Origin of the sequence: Pseudarthrobacter scleromae (genome assembly GCF_014644515.1) — a bacterium.
In the GTDB taxonomy this organism is placed as follows: domain Bacteria; phylum Actinomycetota; class Actinomycetes; order Actinomycetales; family Micrococcaceae; genus Arthrobacter; species Arthrobacter scleromae.
This window is the reverse complement of sequence record NZ_BMKV01000001.1, coordinates 808,990-829,841: the sequence shown is the minus strand read 5'-3', so window position 1 is coordinate 829,841 and position 20,852 is coordinate 808,990. Positions and strand designations below refer to the sequence as shown.

16 protein-coding genes and 1 pseudogene are annotated in these 20,852 nt (G+C 58.6%); 8 read left to right on the top strand and 9 right to left on the bottom strand.

Annotated features, from left to right (window positions below; genetic code table 11):
* Positions 1–47: 47 nt before the first annotated feature.
* Together IEX33_RS03870 and IEX33_RS03865 are read left to right on the top strand one after the other, a co-directional pair.
* A complete protein-coding gene (locus IEX33_RS03870) occupies positions 48–2,105 on the top strand; it encodes a lysozyme (protein WP_188727787.1) in 2,058 nt (685 codons plus the stop codon).
* Between the two features lie 92 nt (positions 2,106–2,197).
* Positions 2,198–2,575 (top strand): annotated as a pseudogene (locus tag IEX33_RS03865) (transposase); the annotation flags it as partial.
* 232 nt (positions 2,576–2,807) lie between these two features.
* On the opposite strand, the gene IEX33_RS03860 reads toward IEX33_RS03865, so the two are convergent.
* The 5 genes from IEX33_RS03860 to IEX33_RS03840 all read right to left on the bottom strand — a co-directional run bounded on the left by IEX33_RS03860 (position 2,808) and on the right by IEX33_RS03840 (position 9,508).
* The gene (locus tag IEX33_RS03860; RefSeq protein WP_188727786.1) at positions 2,808–4,061 is read right to left on the bottom strand and encodes an oligosaccharide flippase family protein; all 1,254 of its coding nucleotides are present in this window, start codon (positions 4,059–4,061) and stop codon (positions 2,808–2,810) included.
* A 15-nt stretch (positions 4,062–4,076) separates the two neighbouring features.
* Positions 4,077–6,257 (bottom strand): glycosyltransferase, encoded by a 2,181-nt coding sequence (locus IEX33_RS03855; RefSeq protein ID WP_188727784.1) that lies wholly within the window; start codon positions 6,255–6,257, stop codon positions 4,077–4,079.
* Positions 6,258–6,269: 12 nt separating this feature from the next.
* Positions 6,270–7,691 (bottom strand): sugar nucleotide-binding protein, encoded by a 1,422-nt coding sequence (locus IEX33_RS03850; protein ID WP_188727782.1) that lies wholly within the window; start codon positions 7,689–7,691, stop codon positions 6,270–6,272.
* A 3-nt stretch (positions 7,692–7,694) separates the two neighbouring features.
* Positions 7,695–8,693, bottom strand: coding sequence for a dTDP-glucose 4,6-dehydratase (gene rfbB / locus IEX33_RS03845; protein ID WP_188727780.1), 999 nt, complete (start codon positions 8,691–8,693; stop codon positions 7,695–7,697).
* 65 nt (positions 8,694–8,758) lie between these two features.
* The gene (locus tag IEX33_RS03840) at positions 8,759–9,508 is read right to left on the bottom strand and encodes a glycosyltransferase (RefSeq protein ID WP_188727778.1); all 750 of its coding nucleotides are present in this window, start codon (positions 9,506–9,508) and stop codon (positions 8,759–8,761) included.
* 239 nt (positions 9,509–9,747) lie between these two features.
* Here IEX33_RS03840 and IEX33_RS03835 point away from each other — a divergent pair, with 239 nt between their 5' ends.
* The 6 genes from IEX33_RS03835 to IEX33_RS03810 are packed head-to-tail and all read left to right on the top strand — an operon-like array spanning position 9,748 to position 15,651.
* On the top strand, positions 9,748–10,500 hold the full coding sequence (locus IEX33_RS03835; protein ID WP_188727776.1) for a glycosyltransferase family 2 protein: 753 nt from the start codon (positions 9,748–9,750) through the stop codon (positions 10,498–10,500).
* Positions 10,500–10,886, top strand: coding sequence for a DUF2304 domain-containing protein (locus tag IEX33_RS03830; RefSeq protein ID WP_188728216.1), 387 nt, complete (start codon positions 10,500–10,502; stop codon positions 10,884–10,886). Before IEX33_RS03835 ends, IEX33_RS03830 begins: the two co-directional genes overlap by 1 nt.
* A gap of 2 nt (positions 10,887–10,888) precedes the next feature.
* Complete coding sequence (locus IEX33_RS03825) at positions 10,889–11,785, top strand: glycosyltransferase (protein ID WP_188727774.1); 897 nt, start codon at positions 10,889–10,891, stop codon at positions 11,783–11,785.
* 35 nt (positions 11,786–11,820) lie between these two features.
* Positions 11,821–12,693, top strand: coding sequence for a glycosyltransferase (locus tag IEX33_RS03820; protein ID WP_229675213.1), 873 nt, complete (start codon positions 11,821–11,823; stop codon positions 12,691–12,693).
* A 55-nt stretch (positions 12,694–12,748) separates the two neighbouring features.
* A complete protein-coding gene (gene rfbA, locus IEX33_RS03815) occupies positions 12,749–13,612 on the top strand; it encodes a glucose-1-phosphate thymidylyltransferase RfbA (protein ID WP_188728212.1) in 864 nt (287 codons plus the stop codon).
* A gap of 56 nt (positions 13,613–13,668) precedes the next feature.
* Positions 13,669–15,651 (top strand): DUF6541 family protein, encoded by a 1,983-nt coding sequence (locus IEX33_RS03810; RefSeq protein ID WP_188727772.1) that lies wholly within the window; start codon positions 13,669–13,671, stop codon positions 15,649–15,651.
* 346 nt (positions 15,652–15,997) lie between these two features.
* Here the strand turns inward: IEX33_RS03810 and IEX33_RS03805 are convergent, their stop codons facing one another.
* The 4 genes from IEX33_RS03805 to glf are packed head-to-tail and all read right to left on the bottom strand — an operon-like array spanning position 15,998 to position 20,807.
* A complete protein-coding gene (locus IEX33_RS03805) occupies positions 15,998–16,723 on the bottom strand; it encodes an ABC transporter ATP-binding protein (RefSeq protein ID WP_188727770.1) in 726 nt (241 codons plus the stop codon).
* On the bottom strand, positions 16,724–17,605 hold the full coding sequence (locus IEX33_RS03800; RefSeq protein ID WP_188727767.1) for an ABC transporter permease: 882 nt from the start codon (positions 17,603–17,605) through the stop codon (positions 16,724–16,726). It lies immediately after the preceding gene.
* Positions 17,602–19,623: a glycosyltransferase gene (locus IEX33_RS03795; RefSeq protein WP_188727765.1), complete on the bottom strand. Its 2,022-nt coding sequence runs from the start codon at positions 19,621–19,623 to the stop codon at positions 17,602–17,604. The genes IEX33_RS03800 and IEX33_RS03795 overlap by 4 nt, the downstream gene beginning before the upstream one ends.
* A complete protein-coding gene (glf, locus tag IEX33_RS03790; RefSeq protein WP_188727763.1) occupies positions 19,620–20,807 on the bottom strand; it encodes a UDP-galactopyranose mutase in 1,188 nt (395 codons plus the stop codon). Before glf ends, IEX33_RS03795 begins: the two co-directional genes overlap by 4 nt.
* Positions 20,808–20,852 lie beyond the last annotated feature (45 nt).

The window sequence follows — 20,852 nt, the reverse complement described above, 5'->3', positions numbered from 1 at the left end:
CCTTCAAGCGGCTAAGTACGGAGTCGCTGTCTACCGAAGGCACTTGGATGCCAACTTTTGGCATCCAGGGACTGGACGTCAGCGGCCACCAACCGACCGTGGATTGGCAGCAGCAGTGGAACATGGGGTCACGGTTCGCTTACGTGAAGGCCACTGAAGGTAATTACTACAAGAACCCCTCTTACAGCTCCCAATATCAGGGGTCCCGCAACGTTGGGATGATCCGCGGCGCGTACCACTTCGCCATTCCCAATTGGTCTTCAGGCGCAGACCAGGCGCGCTACTTCGTGCAGAACGGCGGAGGTTGGTCCTCAGACGGATACACCATGCCGCCAGTGCTCGACTTCGAGTTCAACCCATACGAGGGCCGGACGATCAACGGCTTCTATTTCGGCAACACCTGCTACAACATGTCCCCCTCCCAGCTCACGTCGTGGGTGCGGGATTTCGGCAACACAATGCAAACGATGACGGGCCGGTTGCCTGTCATCTACACCAACACGAGCTGGTGGAACCAGTGCCTGGGCAACCCTTCTGGTTTTGGTGACTACCCACTCTGGGTTGCGGCCTACCCCAACTCCCCCACTAACAATGCAGGACCGGTTCCGACAGCCAGCTGGAGCACCTACAGCATGTGGCAATACAGCAGCACTGGACCATTCGCTGGTGACTCCAATGTCTGGAACGGGGATTATGCCTCCCTCCAACGGTTCGCCGGCGTCCGGATGCCCGTCGGCAACTTCGACGATCTTGCGGTCAGCCGGGATGGAAGCACTGTCTCGCTTCGGGTACGCGGCTGGTCTGTCGATCTGGCTAACTCGCCGGCGGCGAACGAAGCACATATTTATGTCACCGGGCCCGATGGGCGAACGACAGGTTACCCCTGGAAGGCGAATGCATACCGGCCGGACGTTGACAAGTCGTTCGGCTACGGGTCCTCCCACGGTTTCGACGGCAGCATCGGCATCGCTACTTCGGGGACTTACAAGGTGTGTGCCCACTCCATCGGCGCGTTCGGCAATACTGCGCTCGGCTGCAAGAGCATCACGGCATCCGGGGTGGAAGCTCCCATCGGTTCTTTCGACAACATAGGCCAGGTTAGAACGGCCCAGAACGTCTCGCTTCACCTGAAAGGCTGGGCGATTGATCTAGCCAAACCCGCAGCAAGCACCTATGCAGATACATACGTCACGGGCCCTGACGGAGCCACCACGGGATTCCGCATGACCGCCAATAGTTCCAGGCCTGACGTAAATGAAGTTACCGGTCTGGGCTCGTCACACGGTTTCGACTACCAAGTACCCCTAAAAATGGCTGGAACATACAAAGCCTGCGTTTATGCAATCGGGCAAAACTCAAATGTCCTTCTGTCGTGCAAGACACTTACGGTGGCTCCAAGTCCGCCGCCCATTGGCAGCTACGACGCCCTTGCCCTGAAACAAACTCCTAATGCCGCGTCTCTACAGCTGACGGGCTGGGCGCTTGATCCCACTCTGCCTGCCAGCAGCTCGTCCGTAAGTGTCTACTTGGTGTCCAAAGACGGCTCAGGCGGTGCCAATCCAGGCACCGTTTTCAGCGCAAACCTAAAGAGGCCGGACGTGAACGCTGCGCTGGCAACAGTCGGCGATCATGGTTTCCAGGCCTCGATTGCCATCAGCGCCGCCGGTAGCTACACGGCATGTGCTCAGGCCCTTGGGGCTGCGCCACTTTCCACTGGGCCGACACTATTGGGCTGCAGGGACATCACCGTCAACTCCACACCACCCACAATGGGGCATTTGGACACCGCCGCCGTGCAGGTTTCCAACGGTCAAGCTTCTCTCGTGTCACAGGGCTGGACGTTGGATCCGTCGTTTCCGGGCTCATCCATTCCAGTTCACATTTATGTCAAGTATCCAGACGGAAGCACACGAGGTTACCCGTTTACTGCTAGCGGCAGTCGCCCAGATGTAAACAACGCGCTGCAGACCATTGGAAACCATGGCTTCGTCACTGCTGTGCCTATATCGGCGCGAGGCCAATATAGCGTTTGCGCCTACGGGGTCGCGGTTTCTGTCTTCAGTACCAACAACTCGCAGTTGGGTTGCCGGTCACTGACGTACTAGTCATAGCTGCCAAGGCTGTCGTCAATAATTCCCTCCCATGCGTGCCTTTGTGGCGGCGCCCCTTTGACTTCGTGGTGTCGAAGCCAAAGGGGCTCACCGCACTGTTCGCCGACCACGCCCACGTCGAGATCGAGGCGACCTGGGGCATCTATCAACGGATGATCGCCGCCTACCTGCACGACGACCGACGCAAAGGTCGCGAGCTAATGGTCAAGCTGATCCACTCGATCAGTGGCCGCGTCCCCAAGGCATTGGCCGAGATCACCAAACTAGGCCGGACCCTGGAGAAGCGCGCCGCCGACGTGCTGGCCTACTTCGACTGGCCCGGCACCAGCAACGGACCGACCGAGGCGATCAACGGCCTCCTGGAGCATCTGCGTGGCTCCGCACTCGGGTTCCGCAACCTGACCAACTACATCACCAGATCGCTGCTATACGCCGGCGGATTCAGGCCGCGACTACACCCTCGGCTGCGAAGAGCCACCCACCCTTTGAAACCCTCAGAAGCGCAGAGCCGATCGACGCACGCCAAAATTGCGGAGAACGTCGGCGAGGGCTGCAACGGTGATGAGGAACTCCTCTTCTGGGCGACCCGTACGATCCCGGAATCCGGACCCCTGGAAACCAGGATATGCAGACCACAAACGCACTGGAAATGCGGGAAGGTCAAAGTCGGCGCGGGACCTTCATGGACATGACGAGTTACCCTGAAATCACGGATGGCCGGGAACCAGTACGTGGAATACGCGAAAGGTGTTTGAGGGACGGGGGCAAGATAACCAGCACCAACAGCAGTTCGCTTAGCATGAATCCGGCAGCTACTCCCGTGGCTCCGAACATCTGACCGAGCAGATACATGGCTACAACACCCGACAATGCTCCAACGGCTGTCCCGGCAAGAACGAAACGGGTCTTTAGGGACGGGACCAGTATGTTTCTGATCAGGGGCGTTGACACAGACACGGCAAAGAAGGCACCACCGTAAAACCACATGGTGAGTGAATCAGCTTTGACGGCCTCACCGAACAAAATTTCGGTACCGAATTCACCTAAGAGTCCCAGTCCAAGCATTCCAAATAATCCTAGAACCGAGTGAGCGCCAATTGCTCCCATATGTCGCCGCCTGGGGCTCTCCGCGGCAGGGTCTAGAGTCCATGCTTGCAGAGTATTTCCGAGTGTTGTCACCGTGATAAGCGCGAAGCGGTAAAGCTTGTCAGAAGAGGCGACGCTACCGGCGACTGACGCACTCCCTGTTGCTCCTGCCACTGGAACGGGAGCAGATACGTATACTCCACCAAGGGCGTCGATACCTGCTACACCCAGCCTGGCCCGCAGGCCACGGAGGATTTCGGTAAAACTCCGCCCCACATAAAGCGAGGGCCATTGGAACTTCCGCTGTACCGCAATCGGGCCCACAATGGACGACAATATCCACAGGACAGGGTACGACCAAAGTGATTGGGTGATGAAGATGAGCACAGCCGCCAACAGCGTGGCTACCAAGCGGGGAAACATCTCATAAAGAGCGAGTCCCTTGGGGTCTCCAGCACCAATAAAAAACCAGTTGGGCGTCAAGCCATTGAGGCAGAAAGCAAGCGCCATGGCGACCGTAAAGGGTTTGTAACCCTCCGCACCTAAGGCCCACGAGATAACACCAGCTACCGGGAGAACAACTGTAGAAAGAAGTAACCGCTCGCCCAGCGACTCGGCCCACAGCTTGTGCCTAAAAGCCTCGTCACTTGATTTTGCAACTAGGGCGGGGCCGAGGACATTCCAGCCGTAGGTGATAACAATGCTTCCAAAAGTGCCAACCGCCTGCCCAACAGACAAGCTGTACCATCCGTCTACTCCACCGACGCGCGCAGCAATGGGCAATAGGAGCAAGGGGGCAAGAGTTCCCACCAACGGCACGAATGTGAAGCCTGCGAAACGCTTTAGCAGTAAAGTCCTGCTCATTGGGAGGACCAACCCCTAGGCCCCACGGGTTACCGCTGCCTCAAAATTAGCTGCCGCCTTCGTTGGGCTGTTTTCTCTCATGTCAGACAGACCTCGTGCGGCTAACTTCTCAGCCAGCTGGTGGTCATTGAGAAGGAGCTCAATGTTTTGTTCAAGGCCGGAAGCATCACCCACGGGAGAAAACAGAGCACCGTTTTCCGCATAGGCCCTCACGCCACCAATATCAGTGGAGACCACTGCGCATCCGCTGGACATCGCTTCTGCAGGCGGCAGGTGCCAACCTTCTCCGTCGCTGGCGCAGAGATAAAGTTTGGATGATTGATACGCAGATCGAATCTCCGCTTTAGTCGGATTCTTGATGTACTTCACGGCCGAGTGAAGAGAAATGGGCCTTTCGCCCGTACCGAAAGTTATAGCGCGGACTCCTGATTTGTTGCTGACTTGCGAGTTCAGAACCTGGACCACAAGGTCCGCCCTCTTCCAGGGAACATCGGAAATCATGGCACAGATGTCGTAGGCACGTTCGCTGAGCGGAGGCCCCGCCGGGAATTCCTCGGGGTCGATACCGTTCGGAACGAGATCGCATTCCTCCCCCAATGACCTCATGTGAGCTTGCAGCCAAGGAGCGATAACGATTTTTCTTATGGGGAGCTTCCAGGTCGCATCAATAAATTCAGGTTCAGCCGACCAGTCCTCATAGTGTTGGATGAAGTAGGACGCAGGAATTCCCTGCCGCCGCGCTGCTTTTTCAACAAGCTTCGCCGTCTGAACTTCCGTGGCCACGAGGTAGTCAGTCCTGGGCAGCATTGCGGGCATCAAATAGGGCAGCGTATAGGATCGGATCCTCGTGTCCAAGTCCATCCATTTCGGCTTGCGAAACGGGCGCAGCCCAGAAATGACGGATGAGATAGGTCGCCGGAAGTCTTTGTCCCTGCGCTTGGCGCCCCACAGAAGTAATGCGTGAATCAACGTCACCTCATATCCCCGCCCGGCCAGGAAATTCGCGTAGCCGTAAACCACTTTGTAGCCGCCGATAGGGTACTTACTGAACCCGGGGAGAACAATCGCTATCTTTCCCCGATAGGACGACGTGGCACCCAAATTTGAACCTTGGGACTGCTTCTTATCGTTCGGCACTTCTCTCCGTCGTAGCTTGGTCAACAACACATTCGTCTCAGCTTTCCCAGTTTGGCCTGGGCGGGTCTCCAAGCGTTTGCCACGGTTGATCAACTCCAGTGGCATGCCCGCCAGGAACTCTACGAAACAGGGCACGGCGATATCCCCTCGCTGCAGCCCTGTGACCAGGGTCCTCAACGTCGTTGTCCACCGATGTCCGCTTCGGAAAGGAGCAATGCCTGCTTCAAATCCGTGGACAGGTCGCGTGACCCGCGCAGAGAGGGTGTCCGCCATCACCTTGCGCCACCCGAAGCTCAACCCATGCGCTGTTTTCAGGATCGAAATTGGGCTTGCGCTGCCTTCATATTTTCTGGAAAGAGCAACCAGGTGTTGGAAGGAGGCAAAAATGCTTTTCTGTGCGCCTACCTCGCCTAACACGTTTCCTCCGTGTTGTACGTAGTCTTGGACAACGTCACCCAGCACCGCGACTCCCCCCGAGGATTTCGCACAGACCGCCAGCCAGTGGTCATGAACCTGGGAGACAGTGTTCAGCCGCGGAAAAGGCAGCGCCAAGTCCAGCAAATCAGACCGAAAAAGCGCCAAGCTGCCTGTCACCTGGTTCTGGGCCAGCAGCGCGTCGAGGTCAACATTCTTCCTTTGGGTGGAGGAGGTGATCACTTCATTACCGGGAAGTCTGATCACCCGTGCTTGCCCGGACACGAGGCTTGCGTTCTGCAGGTGCGGAAGCATCACCTCAAGCTTGGATGGATACCAATAGTCGTCCTGGTCAGAAAGCGCCACCCATTCGGCTTTGGAAGGGACATTCCGAAGTGCCCGCTCGAAGTTTCCGAAAAAGCCCAGCCTGTCCTCGAAGCCAATGACCTGGAAGCGCTCGTCGCCAGGCAACTCGTGGTCAACGAAGTCGCGGATTTGCTCTGATCCGCCATCTGCCGAGATGACGCACAGAAAGTTCGAATGAGTCTGTTGCTGAATTGACCGCAACTGGGCAGCGAAGAGCTTCAGGTCAGGCTGATAAGCCGCGAGTGCGACCACGCCGAAAGAATTGGCATCAAAGGGCATGAGGTCTTACCGCTATTCCGCCAGTGCCTGGCCGAGGTACGCTTTCAGGGCATCCCGGGCAGGTCGCGGCTGGAAACCAGTCACCTTAATCTTGCCGAGATCCAGAGCGCTGTTGAGCGGCCGGGGCGCCGCGTCCTTGCCCCGGAAGTATTCCTCCGTACTGACACCTGTAACGGCGTCACGCCCACGCCCCGACAGCTCGAAAACATCACGGGCTACCTGAGCCCACGACTGCGGTTCCCCGTCATTGCTGAGGTTGTACGTTCCGTACTCTGCCTCTGACTCCAGCAGATGTCGGATGCCTGCTGCGATGTCTTCGGTGAAGCTGAGCCGGCCAACCTGGTCGTTGACCACGGACGGCTCTATGCCTCGGCCAGCGAGGGATGCCATGGTCCGCACGAAGTTGTTGCCCTCACCGATAACCCAGCTGGTCCGCACGATGTAGTGGCGGGGAACCACGCTGACCACGGCGTCCCCTGCGGCCTTGGTCTGGCCATACACACCCAGAGGGGTGAAGGGTTCGGTTTCGCCATGGCTCTCCCGGGCACCATCAAAGACGTAGTCGGATGAGACGTGCACAAGGGTGAGGTCATGTTCGACGGCGGCGCGGGCCAGCCGTGCGACGGCGGCAACGTTGACGGACCAGGCGGCAGCCCTGCCCTCCGCCGTTTCCGCAGTGTCGACCGCGGTGTAAGCGGCGGCATTGATGATGGTGGAGTAGTTCTTCCAGTTCCGCTCCAAGAAGGACGCTTCCCTGTCCAGATCGAAGCCGGCGCGCCCGGCAAACTCAACGGTTGCGTCTGCGTCGTACAGTTTGCGCAGCGCCTTACCCAACTGACCGTCTGCACCTACAACGAGGATCTTCTTGGGCGGCATCGGTACAACATCCGAGAGGCGGGGGTGCGCCTTGTCCTTCTCGGACAGTTCTGCTTCCTCCAGCGGCACTGGCCAGCTGATCGCCGCCGTCTCGTCCGCGAGGTTCAGGAAGGTGTATTGGCCCTGGGCATCCGCTGACCAATGGTCGTTGACCAGGTAGGTGTAGGCCGTGTTGTCTTCCAAGGTCTGGAAAGCGTTGCCCACGCCGCGCGGAATGAAGATCGCCTGGCTGGGGTCCAGTTCAGCGGTGAAGACTGCCCCGAACGACGGGCCTTCGCGGAGGTCCACCCATGCGCCGAAGATCCGCCCGGTGGCCACCGAGATGAACTTGTCCCACGGTTCGGCGTGGATGCCGCGCGTGGTACCGGCCTTCTCGTTGAAGGAGACGTTGTTTTGGACGGGGCGGAAGTCCGGCAGGCCAAGGGCCACCATCTTTTCCCGTTGCCAGTTTTCCTTGAACCAACCACGGTTGTCGCCATGCACCGGCAGATCGTAAAGGACGACGCCGGGAATCGGCGTTTCGTGCGCGGTCAGCTTTTTCGAGAAAGCGATCTGCATCGTCTACTGGCCCTGTTCCTTGTACTTGGCTTCGGTCTGGGCCTTCTGCGGGCGCCACCAGTTTTCGTTCTCGCGGTACCAGGCGATGGTGTCCTCGATGCCGGCGTCGAAATTGGAGAACTTCGGTTCCCAGCCGAGCTCGTCGCGGAGCTTGGTGGAGTCGATGGCGTAGCGCAGGTCGTGGCCCGGGCGGTCCACCACATGGTCATACGCGTCCGGGGCCTGGCCCATGTGTTTCAGGATCAGTTCAACAACGTCCTTGTTGTTCTTCTCCCCGTCGGCTCCGATCAGGTAGGTCTCGCCGATTTTTCCCTTAGCGATGATGGCCAGTACGGCCGAGGAGTGGTCGTTGGCGTGGATCCAGTCGCGAACGTTCTCGCCCTTGCCGTAGAGCTTGGGCCGGATTCCGTCGATCACGTTGGTGATCTGGCGCGGGATGAACTTCTCCACATGCTGGTATGGGCCGTAATTGTTGGAGCAGTTGCTGATGGTCGCCTGCAGCCCGAAGGAACGGACCCAGGCGCGGACCAGCAGGTCAGAGCCGGCCTTCGTGGAGGAATACGGGCTGGACGGGTTGTACGGGGTCTGCTCGGTGAACCGCTCCGGGTCATCCAGTTCCAGGTCGCCGTACACCTCATCGGTGGAGATGTGGTGGAAACGCTTGTTGTGCTTCCGCGCGGCCTCGATCAGCGTGTACGTGCCAATGATGTTGGTATCCAGGAACGGGCGGGGATCATGCAGGGAGTTGTCGTTGTGTGACTCCGCCGCGTAGTGGACCACAACGTCTGCCTGCGCAACCAGTCCCTCCACCAGGCCGGCGTCAACGATGTCGCCCTGCACGAACGTGAACCGCTTCTCTGGCAGCCCCCGCAGCGACTCCAGGTTCCCCGCATACGTCAACTTGTCCAATACCGTGACATGGTCGTCGGTATTTTCCAGAACATAGTGGACGAAATTGGAACCAATGAAGCCGGCACCGCCGGTGACAAGGAGATTCTGCATTGTGCCAGCTTACCGGTTGCCGAGTGGGCGTTTGGCGGGATCCCGTCATGCGGTCCAGGGGTGGATTACCGTTTTAGCCGCCGCCTAGCCTCCAGGATCAGCCGCGCGAGCATAACTCGCGCGGCAATGATCCGGCCAAGCGAACGGAATCCGGCGGGGGTTTCATTGCTGTCGTGCAGCCGCCTTAACAAGGTGGATTTTTCCAAGTGCGTAATTGATCTCGAGAGATTGCCGCAGATAGCCAGCCAGAGATCGTGCGACTCGTGCACGTAGGAAGGAATCGGAGTGAAGACGGGCACCATGTCCCGCCGGAATGCCATCCCGCATCCATAGTAGGCGCGGTAACCGATCATCACGCCAAGCAGATTTGCAATGGGTTTCCTGTCCCATGCGGAGAGCAGCCGGGGAATCCATGGCCGCGGACCGCCACCAAGCATTTCAAAGTTCGAGGCAACAACTCGGGCTGACTCCAGGGCTTCGACCATGGCTGCGACCCTTCCCGGGATCCAGACATCGTCCTGGTCTGAAAGGAAGATGTACTCGCCCCGGCTTGCTGCGACCGCCGCTTCGAACGAGCGGACGTACCCACGGTTCTGCGGACTCTCGATGAGCCGGACCCTCGGGTCAGTGATCGAGCGGATGACTTCGATGGTGTTGTCCGGGGATGCATCGTCGACGATGACAACTTCATCGTTCGCGCCAAGCTCCTTGAGTATGGACTGCAGTTGCTCCGCGATGTATGGCGCGCCGCGGTAGCTTGCCATGCAGACGCTGACTCGGATGGCATAAGGCGGTAGAGGCTGATCGCTCGTCATGAACCCGACACTAACGGATTCGGGGATTGAAGCATTACTGGAGGAATTGGGCCGGCACCTTCCGGGCGCTCGGCAGCAAAGCTGCGGACGGGACCGACTCGCTCGTACCGCCATGCTCGCGCTAGGATGCGAGACGCTGGGACGCTGGATCCGTTTAGATGACAGCCCAAGATGCCCGCACTGTCCGCGCGGGGCCCCGGTTCGGGCCCCAATCGCAGCGTTGATATAGTTGGGATAATATGCGCAATTTGGAAAACAACCGTGTGCTTGTCATCATGCCGGCGTGGAACGAGGCTGATTGCGTAGGGGCAACTGTGGCCGAAGTGCTGACCCTCGACGAACCCTACGATGTGCTGGTGGTGAATGACGGCTCCACCGACGAGACCCCTCGTATAGCGGCGTCCGCGGGCGCTACAGTCCTCAATCTCCCCTTTAACCTTGGAGTTGGCGGCGCCATGCGGGCCGGGTTCCGGTACGCCCAGCGCCTTGGATACAGTCAGGTTATTCAAGTTGACGCGGACGGGCAGCACGATCCCAGAAACATCCGAGAAGTACTCAACGGCCTGGAATCAGCGGACATCTCGATTGGTGCCCGTTTCGCCAATCGCGGAGATTACACGGTGAAGGGTCCCCGAAAATGGGCCATGAAACTTCTGGCCTCTGTCCTCTCCAAACTGGCCAAAACGACTCTCACGGACGTCACCTCGGGCTTCCGCGCAGGCAACAGCAGGGCGATTGTCCAGTACCTTGACCACTACCCGGCGGAGTACCTTGGCGACACGATCGACTCCTTGGTGGTAGCCATTCGTTCCGGACTCTCAGTCACGCAAGTGCCGGTAGAAATGCGCCCACGGCAAGGCGGAACTCCCAGTCACCATCCCATTAAGGCGGCGGTGTACCTGGGGCGCTCGTTCTTTGCGCTGGCGTTTGCGCTGACTCGCCGGCGGTCCCACGTGGCATTGCCACTTCAGACAATGGCAGGACAGAAATGATGCCGAACATCGCCGCTTTTCTTCTGGCTCTGGCAATTGTCGGGCTGGTAGCTGAGATGCTCCGCCGGAAGAAACTGCGCGAAAAATACGCAATATGGTGGCTCGTCGTTGGAGTCGCCACGCTTGTTCTGGCTGCGTTTCCCCAGCTTCTGGTGTATATAGCAAGGGTCGTTGGCGTCCAGCTGCCTTCCAACCTTTTGTTTATTCTCAGCATCCTCATGCTTCTCGGTGTTTGCCTGCACCTTTCGTGGGAAATATCCGTGGTGGAGGAGGAAACCCGTGCCTTGGCAGAGGAGGTTGCAATACTCCGCATCCAGGTGGAGCGGCTTACCGGCCTATTGCCGGTCAGTGGGGGTAACGGCAGCCAAGATCCGGAAGGTCAGTAGCAGTGACTGAGACCTCCTTGGATATTTTTGTTCCATACTGGGGCGACCCCGATTACATGAAGCTGACTGTCGACAGTGTCTTGGCGCAGACTGACCCACGTTGGTTCCTCACCATTGTGGACGACGCCTACCCGGATCCGACCATTGAGGAGTATGTGGCCGGAATTGCGGACCCTCGGATCACTTACTTTAAGAAGCATAAAAACGAAGGCATCACTGAGAGTTTCAGGACGTCCATTCAGATGGCGCGGCAAGAACTGGTTGCGGTGGTTGGTTGCGATGACGTCCTCCTGCCCAACTACGTGAAAACCGTTCTGGAAGCACACGACGCCTATCCGGACGCCGACATTATCCAGCCGGGCGTACGCGTCATCGATGCGGCAGGCCAACGCGTGAAGACCCTCGTGGACACTGTCAAACAACGGATCCTCAAACCCCGGTCTACGTCACCGCTCTTGCTTTCGGGCGAGAAGCTGGCCAGCAGTCTCCTGCACGGCGACTGGCTGTATTGGCCCTCGCTCACCTTCAAGACCGACTCGGTGCGAACAGTTGACTTCCGTGACGAATTCCCCATTATTCAAGACCTTGCCCTCATTGTGGACATGATCCTGCAGGGAAGATCTCTGCTGCTGGTGCCGTCGGAAAGCTTCGCATACCGCCGGCACACGGAAAGCGCGTCCTCGCGGCTCATTGTGGATGGGTCTCGCTTTACCGGCGAAAGAGACTATTTCTCTTTGGCCGCGCGCCTTGCCCATGCTCAGGGGTGGCGACGGGCGGAGTTGGCTGCGCGGCTGCGTCTCACTTCCAGACTGCACGCTTTGTCGCTGATACCTGCCCTGCTGAGGTCCCGCGACAGCGGCGCTTTTCGCACCATGCTCCGTCACGGTCTGGGAACATAATGGGCAGGGCTAAAAGTACAGTGACGGCTGCCGTCGTGAGCACCTTCAATCCTCGGCCCAACCTCATTCGAAACTGTCTCGCGCTCCTTGAACAGTGCTCCGAGGTGGTAGTCGTAGATGATGGAAGTACCTCCCCTGACGAAGCTGTCTACGCTCAGCTGGGCGCGCTTGGCTGTGTCGTTCTGCGCCTCGAGAGCAACATGGGCATCGCCGCGGCACTCAACAAGGGCGTTGAAGTGGCCCGCTTGCGTAATGCCGCTCTTGAATTCGTACTGACCATGGATCAGGATTCACTCGTACCGCCGGGCTTCGTTCATGCTCTTGAACACGCTGCTGCCGCTGCTGCCGCTGCTGGACTTTCTGTTGGAATGGTTTCGCCCGGCAAGGTCAGCGGATTGCCAAGCCGGCCACTAACAACACATAAAGGCGTGGTCATCGGTGATGAGCCAGTCCAATCAGGACTACTGATACCCGTTGCTTCCCTGGACAAAGTGGGCCAATTTAACGAGAAGCTGTTTATAGATGGCGTCGACAGTGAGTTCTACTTGCGGGCAAAGGCCAACAAGCTACTTTGCATCATTGCCCCCGGACCCGAACTGGTTCATTCACTGGGAGCCATGGTTCCGGCCAGAATCGGCAGTTGGCATCTGAGGCGGGGCCGCAAACCTCTGATGGTGAGAACAGCAGCGCCTTGGCGCTACTACTTCATCGTCCGTAACCGCGTCCTGCTGGCCAGGAGGTTCGCGCTTCAGGAACCATACTGGAGCATGAGAGGGCTGGTGCTGGACTTACGGCACCTTTTACTGGTGAGCGTTCTGGCACCCGGTAGACGTGAACGGCTCTCCTACGCCCGGCTTGGTCTTCGTGACGGCCTCCTGGGACGCAGCGGTCCACGACCAGAACAGTAGGCCTCGTGCAACTGCCGTTTTGGCACTGGATGCAGAGTGGTGAATGATTGAAGCCATGCGTGGAATTATTCTGGCCGGCGGAACTGGATCGCGGCTGCACCCGATCACCCTTGGCATCAGCAAGCAGCTCGTCCCGGTGTATGACAAGCCAATGATCTACTACCCGCTGTCCACACTCATCCTCGCGGGTATCAGGGATATTCTCATCATTACCACCCCCCATGACGCAGACCAGTTTCAGCGTCTCCTGGGAGACGGGTCGCAGTTCGGCATCAATCTGACCTACGTGCAGCAGCCCTCCCCCGATGGCCTTGCCCAGGCTTTCATTTTGGGTGCGGAACACATCGGGGACGAAACTGTCGCCCTCGTCCTAGGGGACAATATTTTCTATGGCCAAGGGATGGGCACGCAGCTCCGACGCCATGCGGACATAGACGGCGGCGCCGTGTTTGGCTACTGGGTAAAAGATCCCAAGGCCTACGGAGTCGTTGAATTTGCTGATGACGGCAGGGCCCTCTCGCTCGAAGAAAAGCCGGAGAAGCCAAAGAGCCACTACGCGGTGCCCGGGCTGTACTTCTACGACAACAACGTTGTGGACATAGCCAAAAGTCTCAAACCTTCCCCGCGCGGGGAGCTCGAAATTACGGACGTCAACAGGATTTACCTTGAACGAGGCAAGCTTCAGGTTGAGATCCTCCCACGCGGAACCGCGTGGTTGGACACCGGAACATTCAACGACCTCAGCGACGCATCGAATTTCATCCGCACTGTCGAGAACCGTCAAGGTCTTAAGATCGGGGCTCCAGAAGAGATTGCTTGGCGCCAGGGCTTCCTGACCGACGACGAACTCCGCTCCCGGGCAGAACCGCTTGTCAAGAGCGGTTACGGAAGCTACCTCTTGGGCCTTCTGGAGGACTAAGGTCCGCGGCGTGAGCCGCACCTGCCGTCTACCTGCCGTCTTTCCGTGGAGTCTTCATGAGTTGGTTTTCTGTCATTCCCATGGCCGCCGTATGCTTAGCCCTGCTGTTTCTGCCTGGCACGCTACTCATCCTGGCTCTCGGCCTTCGCAACCCTGCCTTTATTGCTGTTGCTCCCCTTCTGACAGTAAGTATTGTGGCCGTCACCGCCATATTGACACCATATTTCGGAGTGGACTGGTCGGTCCTGCCAGTAGCAGTTGCATCACTGTCGCTTGCCGCAGTTTTCCTTGCAGCCCGAAGAATTCCGAAACTACGGCAGCCGCACCAGCCATGGCGGACCGCCATCGGAACTTCCAGACGGATGCTGATTCTCGCAACAGTGGGCTTTGCTCTCGGCGCTGTCTCGATAGGGCTGCAGTTGCGCGCGGCGTTTGGCCGGCCTGAGAACATCTCCCAGACCTTCGACAATGTCTTCCACCTGAATGCCATCCGTTACGTCCTGGAGACTGGAAACGCCTCTTCGATGACGATTACGGGGATGACGAACGGCGACAATCCTCCATACTTTTATCCCGCTGCTTGGCATGGCTTGGCATCGCTTCTTATACAAGTGACGGGCCTTCCCTTGCCAGTCGCGGTCAACGTACTCAACCTTTGTGTCGCTACAACCGTCTGGACCCTGGGCTGCATGCTCCTGGTGAGGTCGATAATGGGCTCAAACGCCTATGCCATCGGCGCGGCAGGCGTTCTGGCAGCCGGCTTTGGATCCTTTCCCATCCTGTTGCTGGACTTTGGGGTCTTGTACCCGAACTTCCTGTCTGTAAGCATGCTTCCGGGAGCACTGGCCTGCGTAAACGTGTTTTTCGGAACAAGTATCTTTGCGAACGTTGGCCCGCTTGCAAGGTACTCACTGGCCCCACTTTCAGCCCTCGGCGTTGCCGTCGCTCACCCTAACGGTGTGATGTCTTTGGCAGCCATGTCTGTTCCAATCCTTCTCGCTGCCTTCACAACCTTCGCGATAAGGCAGCGTAGGGCGGGTAGGCCAGCAGGCGTAACGGTCCTCGCGGGCGCGGGACTGCTGATAATTCTCGCCATTATTGCTGTCCTTTGGATGTACGTTCGTCCACCGGCCGCGGCTGCAACGTGGCTGCCCGTACAGACTCCCGGACAGGCAGTCGGGGAGATACTGACTAATTCCGCCATGCAGCGGCCCCCGGCTTGGCTTGTCAGCGTCCTCGTCATCGCAGGCCTAATTTATGTATTGAAGCGTCCTTCCTCTGCATGGCTCTCCGCTTCCTTCGCGGTCATTGCGGCACTCTTTGTCATGGTTTCCGCTGGCCCTGCAGGGACGCTTCGCGACACTCTGACCGGGGTCTGGTACAACGACAGCTACCGCCTAGCCGCACTGCTCCCGGTGGCCGGGGTGGCCCTGGGAGCTATCGGTGCGGCGTGGGCCATTCAATCACTGCAGAACCGCGTCACATCGATTTCCCAACAGACTGCCTTCACTTCCACACTGCGAGCACCGGTTGCTATGTACACTGTTGGACCCCTTGCCTTCTTGGCTGTGCTGGGAATCCTCCAGGCACCACCAATGCTTACGCCGGTCCGGTCCGCACAAGCGAATTACTCAACATCGCCTGACTCCCCCTTGGTCAGTTCCGATGAAATGGCTCTGATCGAAGAACTCGATCAGCATGTACCGCCGGAAGCCACTATCGCGGTCAATCCCTGGACCGGAGGTGCGATGGCGTTTGCCATGGCCGACCGCAACACAACATCCAAGCACACACTCACAACGTATACAAAGGCCACCGAACTGTTGAACGACAAATTTCGGGAAGCAGCAAACGACCCGGCCGTCTGCCCTGCTGCGCGCGTCAACAACGTTCGCTACGTACTGGACTTCGGGACCCGGGAGGTCCATGGGGGAAACCACGGTTTCCAAGGGCTGCAGATTCCCGATGCGACACCGGGGTTCGAGCTTCTGGCCCGGCATGGCGAGGCCAAGTTGTTTGAGGTTACCGCCTGCGACTGACGCCGACGTCTTGCGGCCGGTTCCTGGGCCTGCCTCACCGTCCTCTTGTGAACCCCGTGCCGGAATATAGCGCACGAACCGGACAGGCTTCAACCCGGGCATCCCTTTGGATACGTGCGGACAACTCCACTCTCGACTCCATCAAGACCGGGCCTCCGCCAATCCATTCACTGATGAATCCAACGTTGCAAGTCGGGGCCACGAGTAACAGTCACAAGCCACTGGGCCATCTTTGCGCAATAAGCACGCGCTTGAGGGACCCAGGGCGCACAGAACCAAGGTAATGCTGCAGGGCTACAGCGCGTTCGCACCCATGGACTGAGGTTCTTTGCTCCTGCGGCCGGGATCAGGACCGCAGAAGAGCAACTGCTTCATGAATGGAACCATCAAACTTGACGTTGCCGTGCTCCAACAGAATTCCACGCTCACAAATCCGGGACACAAGATCGAGGTCGTGGCTTACCACGACGAGGGTCTTCCCGTCGCGGGCCAGTTCCTGAATCTTGTCTATGCACTTCCGTTGGAACGGCTCGTCGCCGACAGCAAGGATTTCGTCAATCAGGAATACTTCAGGATCGGTGTGGACAGCTACCGAGAACGCCAGCCGAAGGTACATCCCCGAGGAGTAGAACTTCACCTCAGTATCGATGAACTGACCAATTTCCGAGAACTCGACAATGTCATCGAACCGGTCCTTGACCTGCTGTTCGGTCATTCCCAGAATGGCCCCGTTCAGGAAGACATTGTCCCGGCCGGAGAGGTCCGGGTGGAAGCCTGCCCCGACCTCAATGAGGCCGGCTACTCTCCCCCTCGTCCTCACCGATCCCGTATCCGGCAGCATGACACCCGAGATGTGTTTCAGCAATGTAGACTTCCCGGATCCATTCAACCCCAGGAGTGCCACAGTTTCACCGGTCTTGATCTCGACAGTGACGTTCTTCAGGGCATGGAACTTCTCCGAAAGGTCGCCCTTGCGGCCTTTCACCAGCCACACCACTGCTTCCTTAATGGAGCGGGTGTGGCGCAGCACGAATTGCTTGCTGATATCCGTGACTTCGATTGCGTTGACCACTTACAGCTCCTGCGCGAAACGGCCCTCGAGGCGCCGAAAGGTGAATTGGCCCAACGTAACTACTGCCAGTGCGACCGCGAGGCCAACTGGCAGCCACAGGCTAAAGAGATCAGGGGGCATCGCAGCCGTGCCGTCCGTCGTGGGGAACCAGAAGGCGTAGTGGAACAATTCGACCCCGATGGTGATCGGATTGGCTTGGTAAACGGCGAACCATCCTGGGCCCAACTTCTCGTGCACCATGGTCCAGGCGTACATAACGGGCGAGGCCCAGGTAGCCACCATCAACAACATGTCCACGAGGTTTTCAGAGTCGCGGAAGTAGACGTTGGCGGCTCCGAAGAGCAGCCCCAAGCCCGTAGCGAGCAGCCCTACGATGAGAAATCCGGCCACAGCAGCAAGCAACTGAACGAAGTTGGGTTTCCATCCGGCGATGACGCAGCCGGCTACGAGCACCACCAACTGCGGGAAAAAGTGGACTGCCGACACCCATACGGAAGCCACAGGAAAGAGTTCCCGCGGCAGGTAGATCTTCTTGATCAGGTTCCCGTTGTTGACGATCGACCGGGCAGCGTTACCCAGAGCTTCAGAGAAGAAATTGATCAGAACTATGCCGGAGAAAAGGTAAACGGCGTAGTTGGCCAGCCCGTCGGGATTTCTTGGGCTGCGCTCCAGCCCTAGAAAAACGCCCAGGGCCACGTAGAAAACGACGAATTGCACTCCAGGCTTGACGTACGACCACAACAGCCCGAGAACGGAGCCGCGGTAGCGGACCTTGAGTTCCTTGCGCACCAACAGCTTAAGAAGGAAGCTCGACTGCTTTATGTCGCGCAGACCGCTCCCCAGCCCAGGCGTGGTCAGTTCGCTTGGAGAAATTGCGCTCACTTGATCTCGTTCTGGGTGTGCTGCTCGAACGTCTTCCTCCAGGACTCAATGGAGGTGAGGTCGTGCAGGGCAGCCTTGTATTTCTTGCTGAGTGCGGGCCACTCCTTGAGGAGGGTAGCGTGAACCCGAGCGCTTTCCGCCAACATTTTCCGGAGCTGCTGTGGATCGCGCCGGTACCAGGACGCACCGGTTCCTTCGGCGTTCGAGACGACGGCACTGTCGTACTGTGCCATGCGCCACCAACGGTTGTCCTGGTGGGCAACCGTGGTTTGGGGCCGTTCGGCAGTGCTGCCTTTGACAGGGCTTGCCAACTGCCGGACAACGGTCTTGGCTGCCCACGGCAACAACGTGATCTTTGACGGCTGCGAAGGTCCATGACCGCGGCGGGGCGGCTTGTCCATCTTTGGCGAGGGAAAGTCCTCCGGATCCGGACGGAAGACAGAGTCCGAGTGTCCTGACATCATCTCGCGGATCTTGGGCAGTTTTGTGTCAAGCAGGTCCGGCAGCGCCGACGGGCCCTTAAGGACGTCTTCCAGCGCCCATTGACGTCCCTCTGCTGTTGCGTATTGCATCGACACCAGATGCTTTACGTCGGCGTACTGGGATTCCTTGATCACACGGCCGCCAAATTCGTAGGGGCTGTGCAGGAGAGCCGCCACCACCCGGTTCCTGGCGTGGAAGTACGCCTGCCATCCGACAAGGTCGTCCTTGTCAATCCAGGAAACATGCCATACGGCGGAGCCGGGAAGCGAAACAGTCGGATAACCGTGGGCCTTGGCCCGCAGGCCGTATTCAGAGTCGTCCCATTTGATGAACAGCGGAAGCGAAAGTCCTATCTCCCGGATCACCTGGGTGGGGATCAGGCACATCCACCAGCCGTTGTAATCTACATCGCAGCGGCGGTGCAGCCAGGACGTTTGACGCAAATTCGAGGACATGAAGTCGTGACCCAGAATCATGTCCTCGCTGGGCAGGGACGGCTGGAACCTATACGGGTTCACAATCTCGCCGAAGGTGTGCAGCACAGTTCGGTTGTACAGGTCAAACATGTGGCCGCCCACGAGGGTGGGCGTCTTGCAGCGATCGGCGAAGGTCAGGAGTCGAATGATGCTTTCAGGTTCGACGACGACGTCATCGTCCATGAGCAGGACGTAGTCGCTGCCGTTTTCCACCGCTTCAAACATGCCCCGGGCGAACCCGCCGGACCCGCCGAGGTTGGTCTGGTTGATAATGCGCAGTTTCCCGTTCAGCGACTTTTTGACGTCGTCGAAGCCTTCTGCCTCGGAAAGCTTCTGGGTGCCTTGATCGACGATGAGGATCTCTTGAACATGCTCGAGCGCTTCCTCGGCCTCGGCAAGCAGGCGGAGATTGTTGAGGCAAAAGTCAGTCTTGTTAAGAGTGGTGATCTGAAGAGTGACAGATCCTGGTTTGCTCTCCGCAGCGGGCCCCTGCCACTCGGCGTCGAGCATAATGAGCGGCTCCGTGCCGGCGAGAAGGTCAAACCAGTACCAGCCGCCGTCACCGAAGGGCGCGAGGGAAAGCTCGAAGTGGTTGTCTGCAATCCCCTCGACACGGCGCGTGTCCACGCGCTGCAGAGAGCCCCGGGCATTGGACTTATACACGATGACTGAACCCGTGCCTTGAGTCCGGACCTGGAGTCGAATCTTGTCCACGGTCGTCCAGCGCCGCCAGTAGCTGGCGGGGAATGCATTGAAGTAGCTGCCAAACGATACCCGCTCGCCTGCACGCACGGACGTCGAATGCCGGGAAAGGAAGTCCTCAACGTGGGCTTCCTTTGTCGGGCTGCTAATAGTCCGGGCACTCGCAGGCTTACCGTCCCGGTCACCCACGGTGGGCAGTTGAATGCCGGTGGCAGTCCCCATATCCATGTAGAGGGGGACCGTGTCCATCTGGCTTGCACTCGGGAGTATCACCCGCTGCAGTGTGTCCCATCGTTCAGAGGCAACCCTGTCCGCAGCAGCCGTCGTGTTCTTTGGGCTTTTGGTTGAGACACTCATGCGTCCACGCCTCCGCTTTCGAGCTCTGCGCCGCTTTCATAATGCGGCCGGATCTTGTTGTCGAACATGCTTAGCGCCGATCCGATGGCCATGTGCATGTCCAGGTACTTGTAGGTGCCAAGCCGGCCGCCAAACAGGACGTCTTTCTCTGCGGCAGCGAGGTCGCGGTACTTGAGTAGGCGCTCCCTGTCGGCGGAGGTGTTGACTGGGTAGTACGGCTCGTCGCCCTTTTCGGCGAAGCGTGAGAACTCACGCATGATGACGGTCTTTTCCGTCTGGTAGTCGCGCTCCGGGTGGAAGTGGCGGGGCTCGATAACCCGGGTGTAGGGGACGTCGTCGTCGTTGTAATTCACCACTGACGTGCCCTGGAAGTCCTCGATATCGAGGACTTCCTCCTCGAAGTCAATGGTGCGCCACGAGAGGTCGCCCTCGGCGTAGTCGAAGTAGCGGTCAACCGGCCCGGTGTACACGACGGGGATGTTGCCGACAACCTTGTTCTTGCTGTACTCGTGCGACTCGTCGAAGAAATCGGTATTCAGCCGCACGTCGATGTTCGGGTGTTCTGCCATCTTTTCGATCCAGGCCGTGTAGCCGTTCGTGGGGAGGCCCTCGTACTTGTCGTTAAAGTACCGGTTGTCGTAGTTGTAACGCACAGGCAGCCGGGAGATGATGCCGGCGGGCAGGTCCTTGGGATCCGTCTGCCACTGCTTGCCGGTGTAATGCTTGATGAACGCTTCATACAAAGGCCGCCCGATGAGCTGGATTCCCTTGTCGTTGAGGTTCTGGGGATCAGTTCCAGCAAGTTCGCCGGCTTGTTCCTGAATGAGCTCCCTCGCCTGGCCGGGGGTGAGGTTGGCGCGGAAGAACTGATTAATGGTGGCCAGGTTGATTGGCAGGGAGTAGACCTCGCCCTTGTGCACGCCGTACACCTTGTGGACGTAGTTCGTAAAGGTGGTGAACCGGTTGACGTACTCCCACACGCGCTCGTTGGACGTGTGGAACAAGTGCGCACCGTACCGGTGCACCTCGATGCCGGTCTGCTCTTCCTTCTCGCTGTATGCATTGCCGCCGATGTGGTGGCGGCGGTCGATGACGACGACCTTCAGGCCGAGCTCGGTAGCGGCCTGTTCTGCGATTGTCAGGCCAAAAAAGCCGGACCCTACAATGACGAGGTCAGCGGTCACAAAATCTCCTGGTTTGAATGCGGGCAGCGCAATGGTGCGCATTGT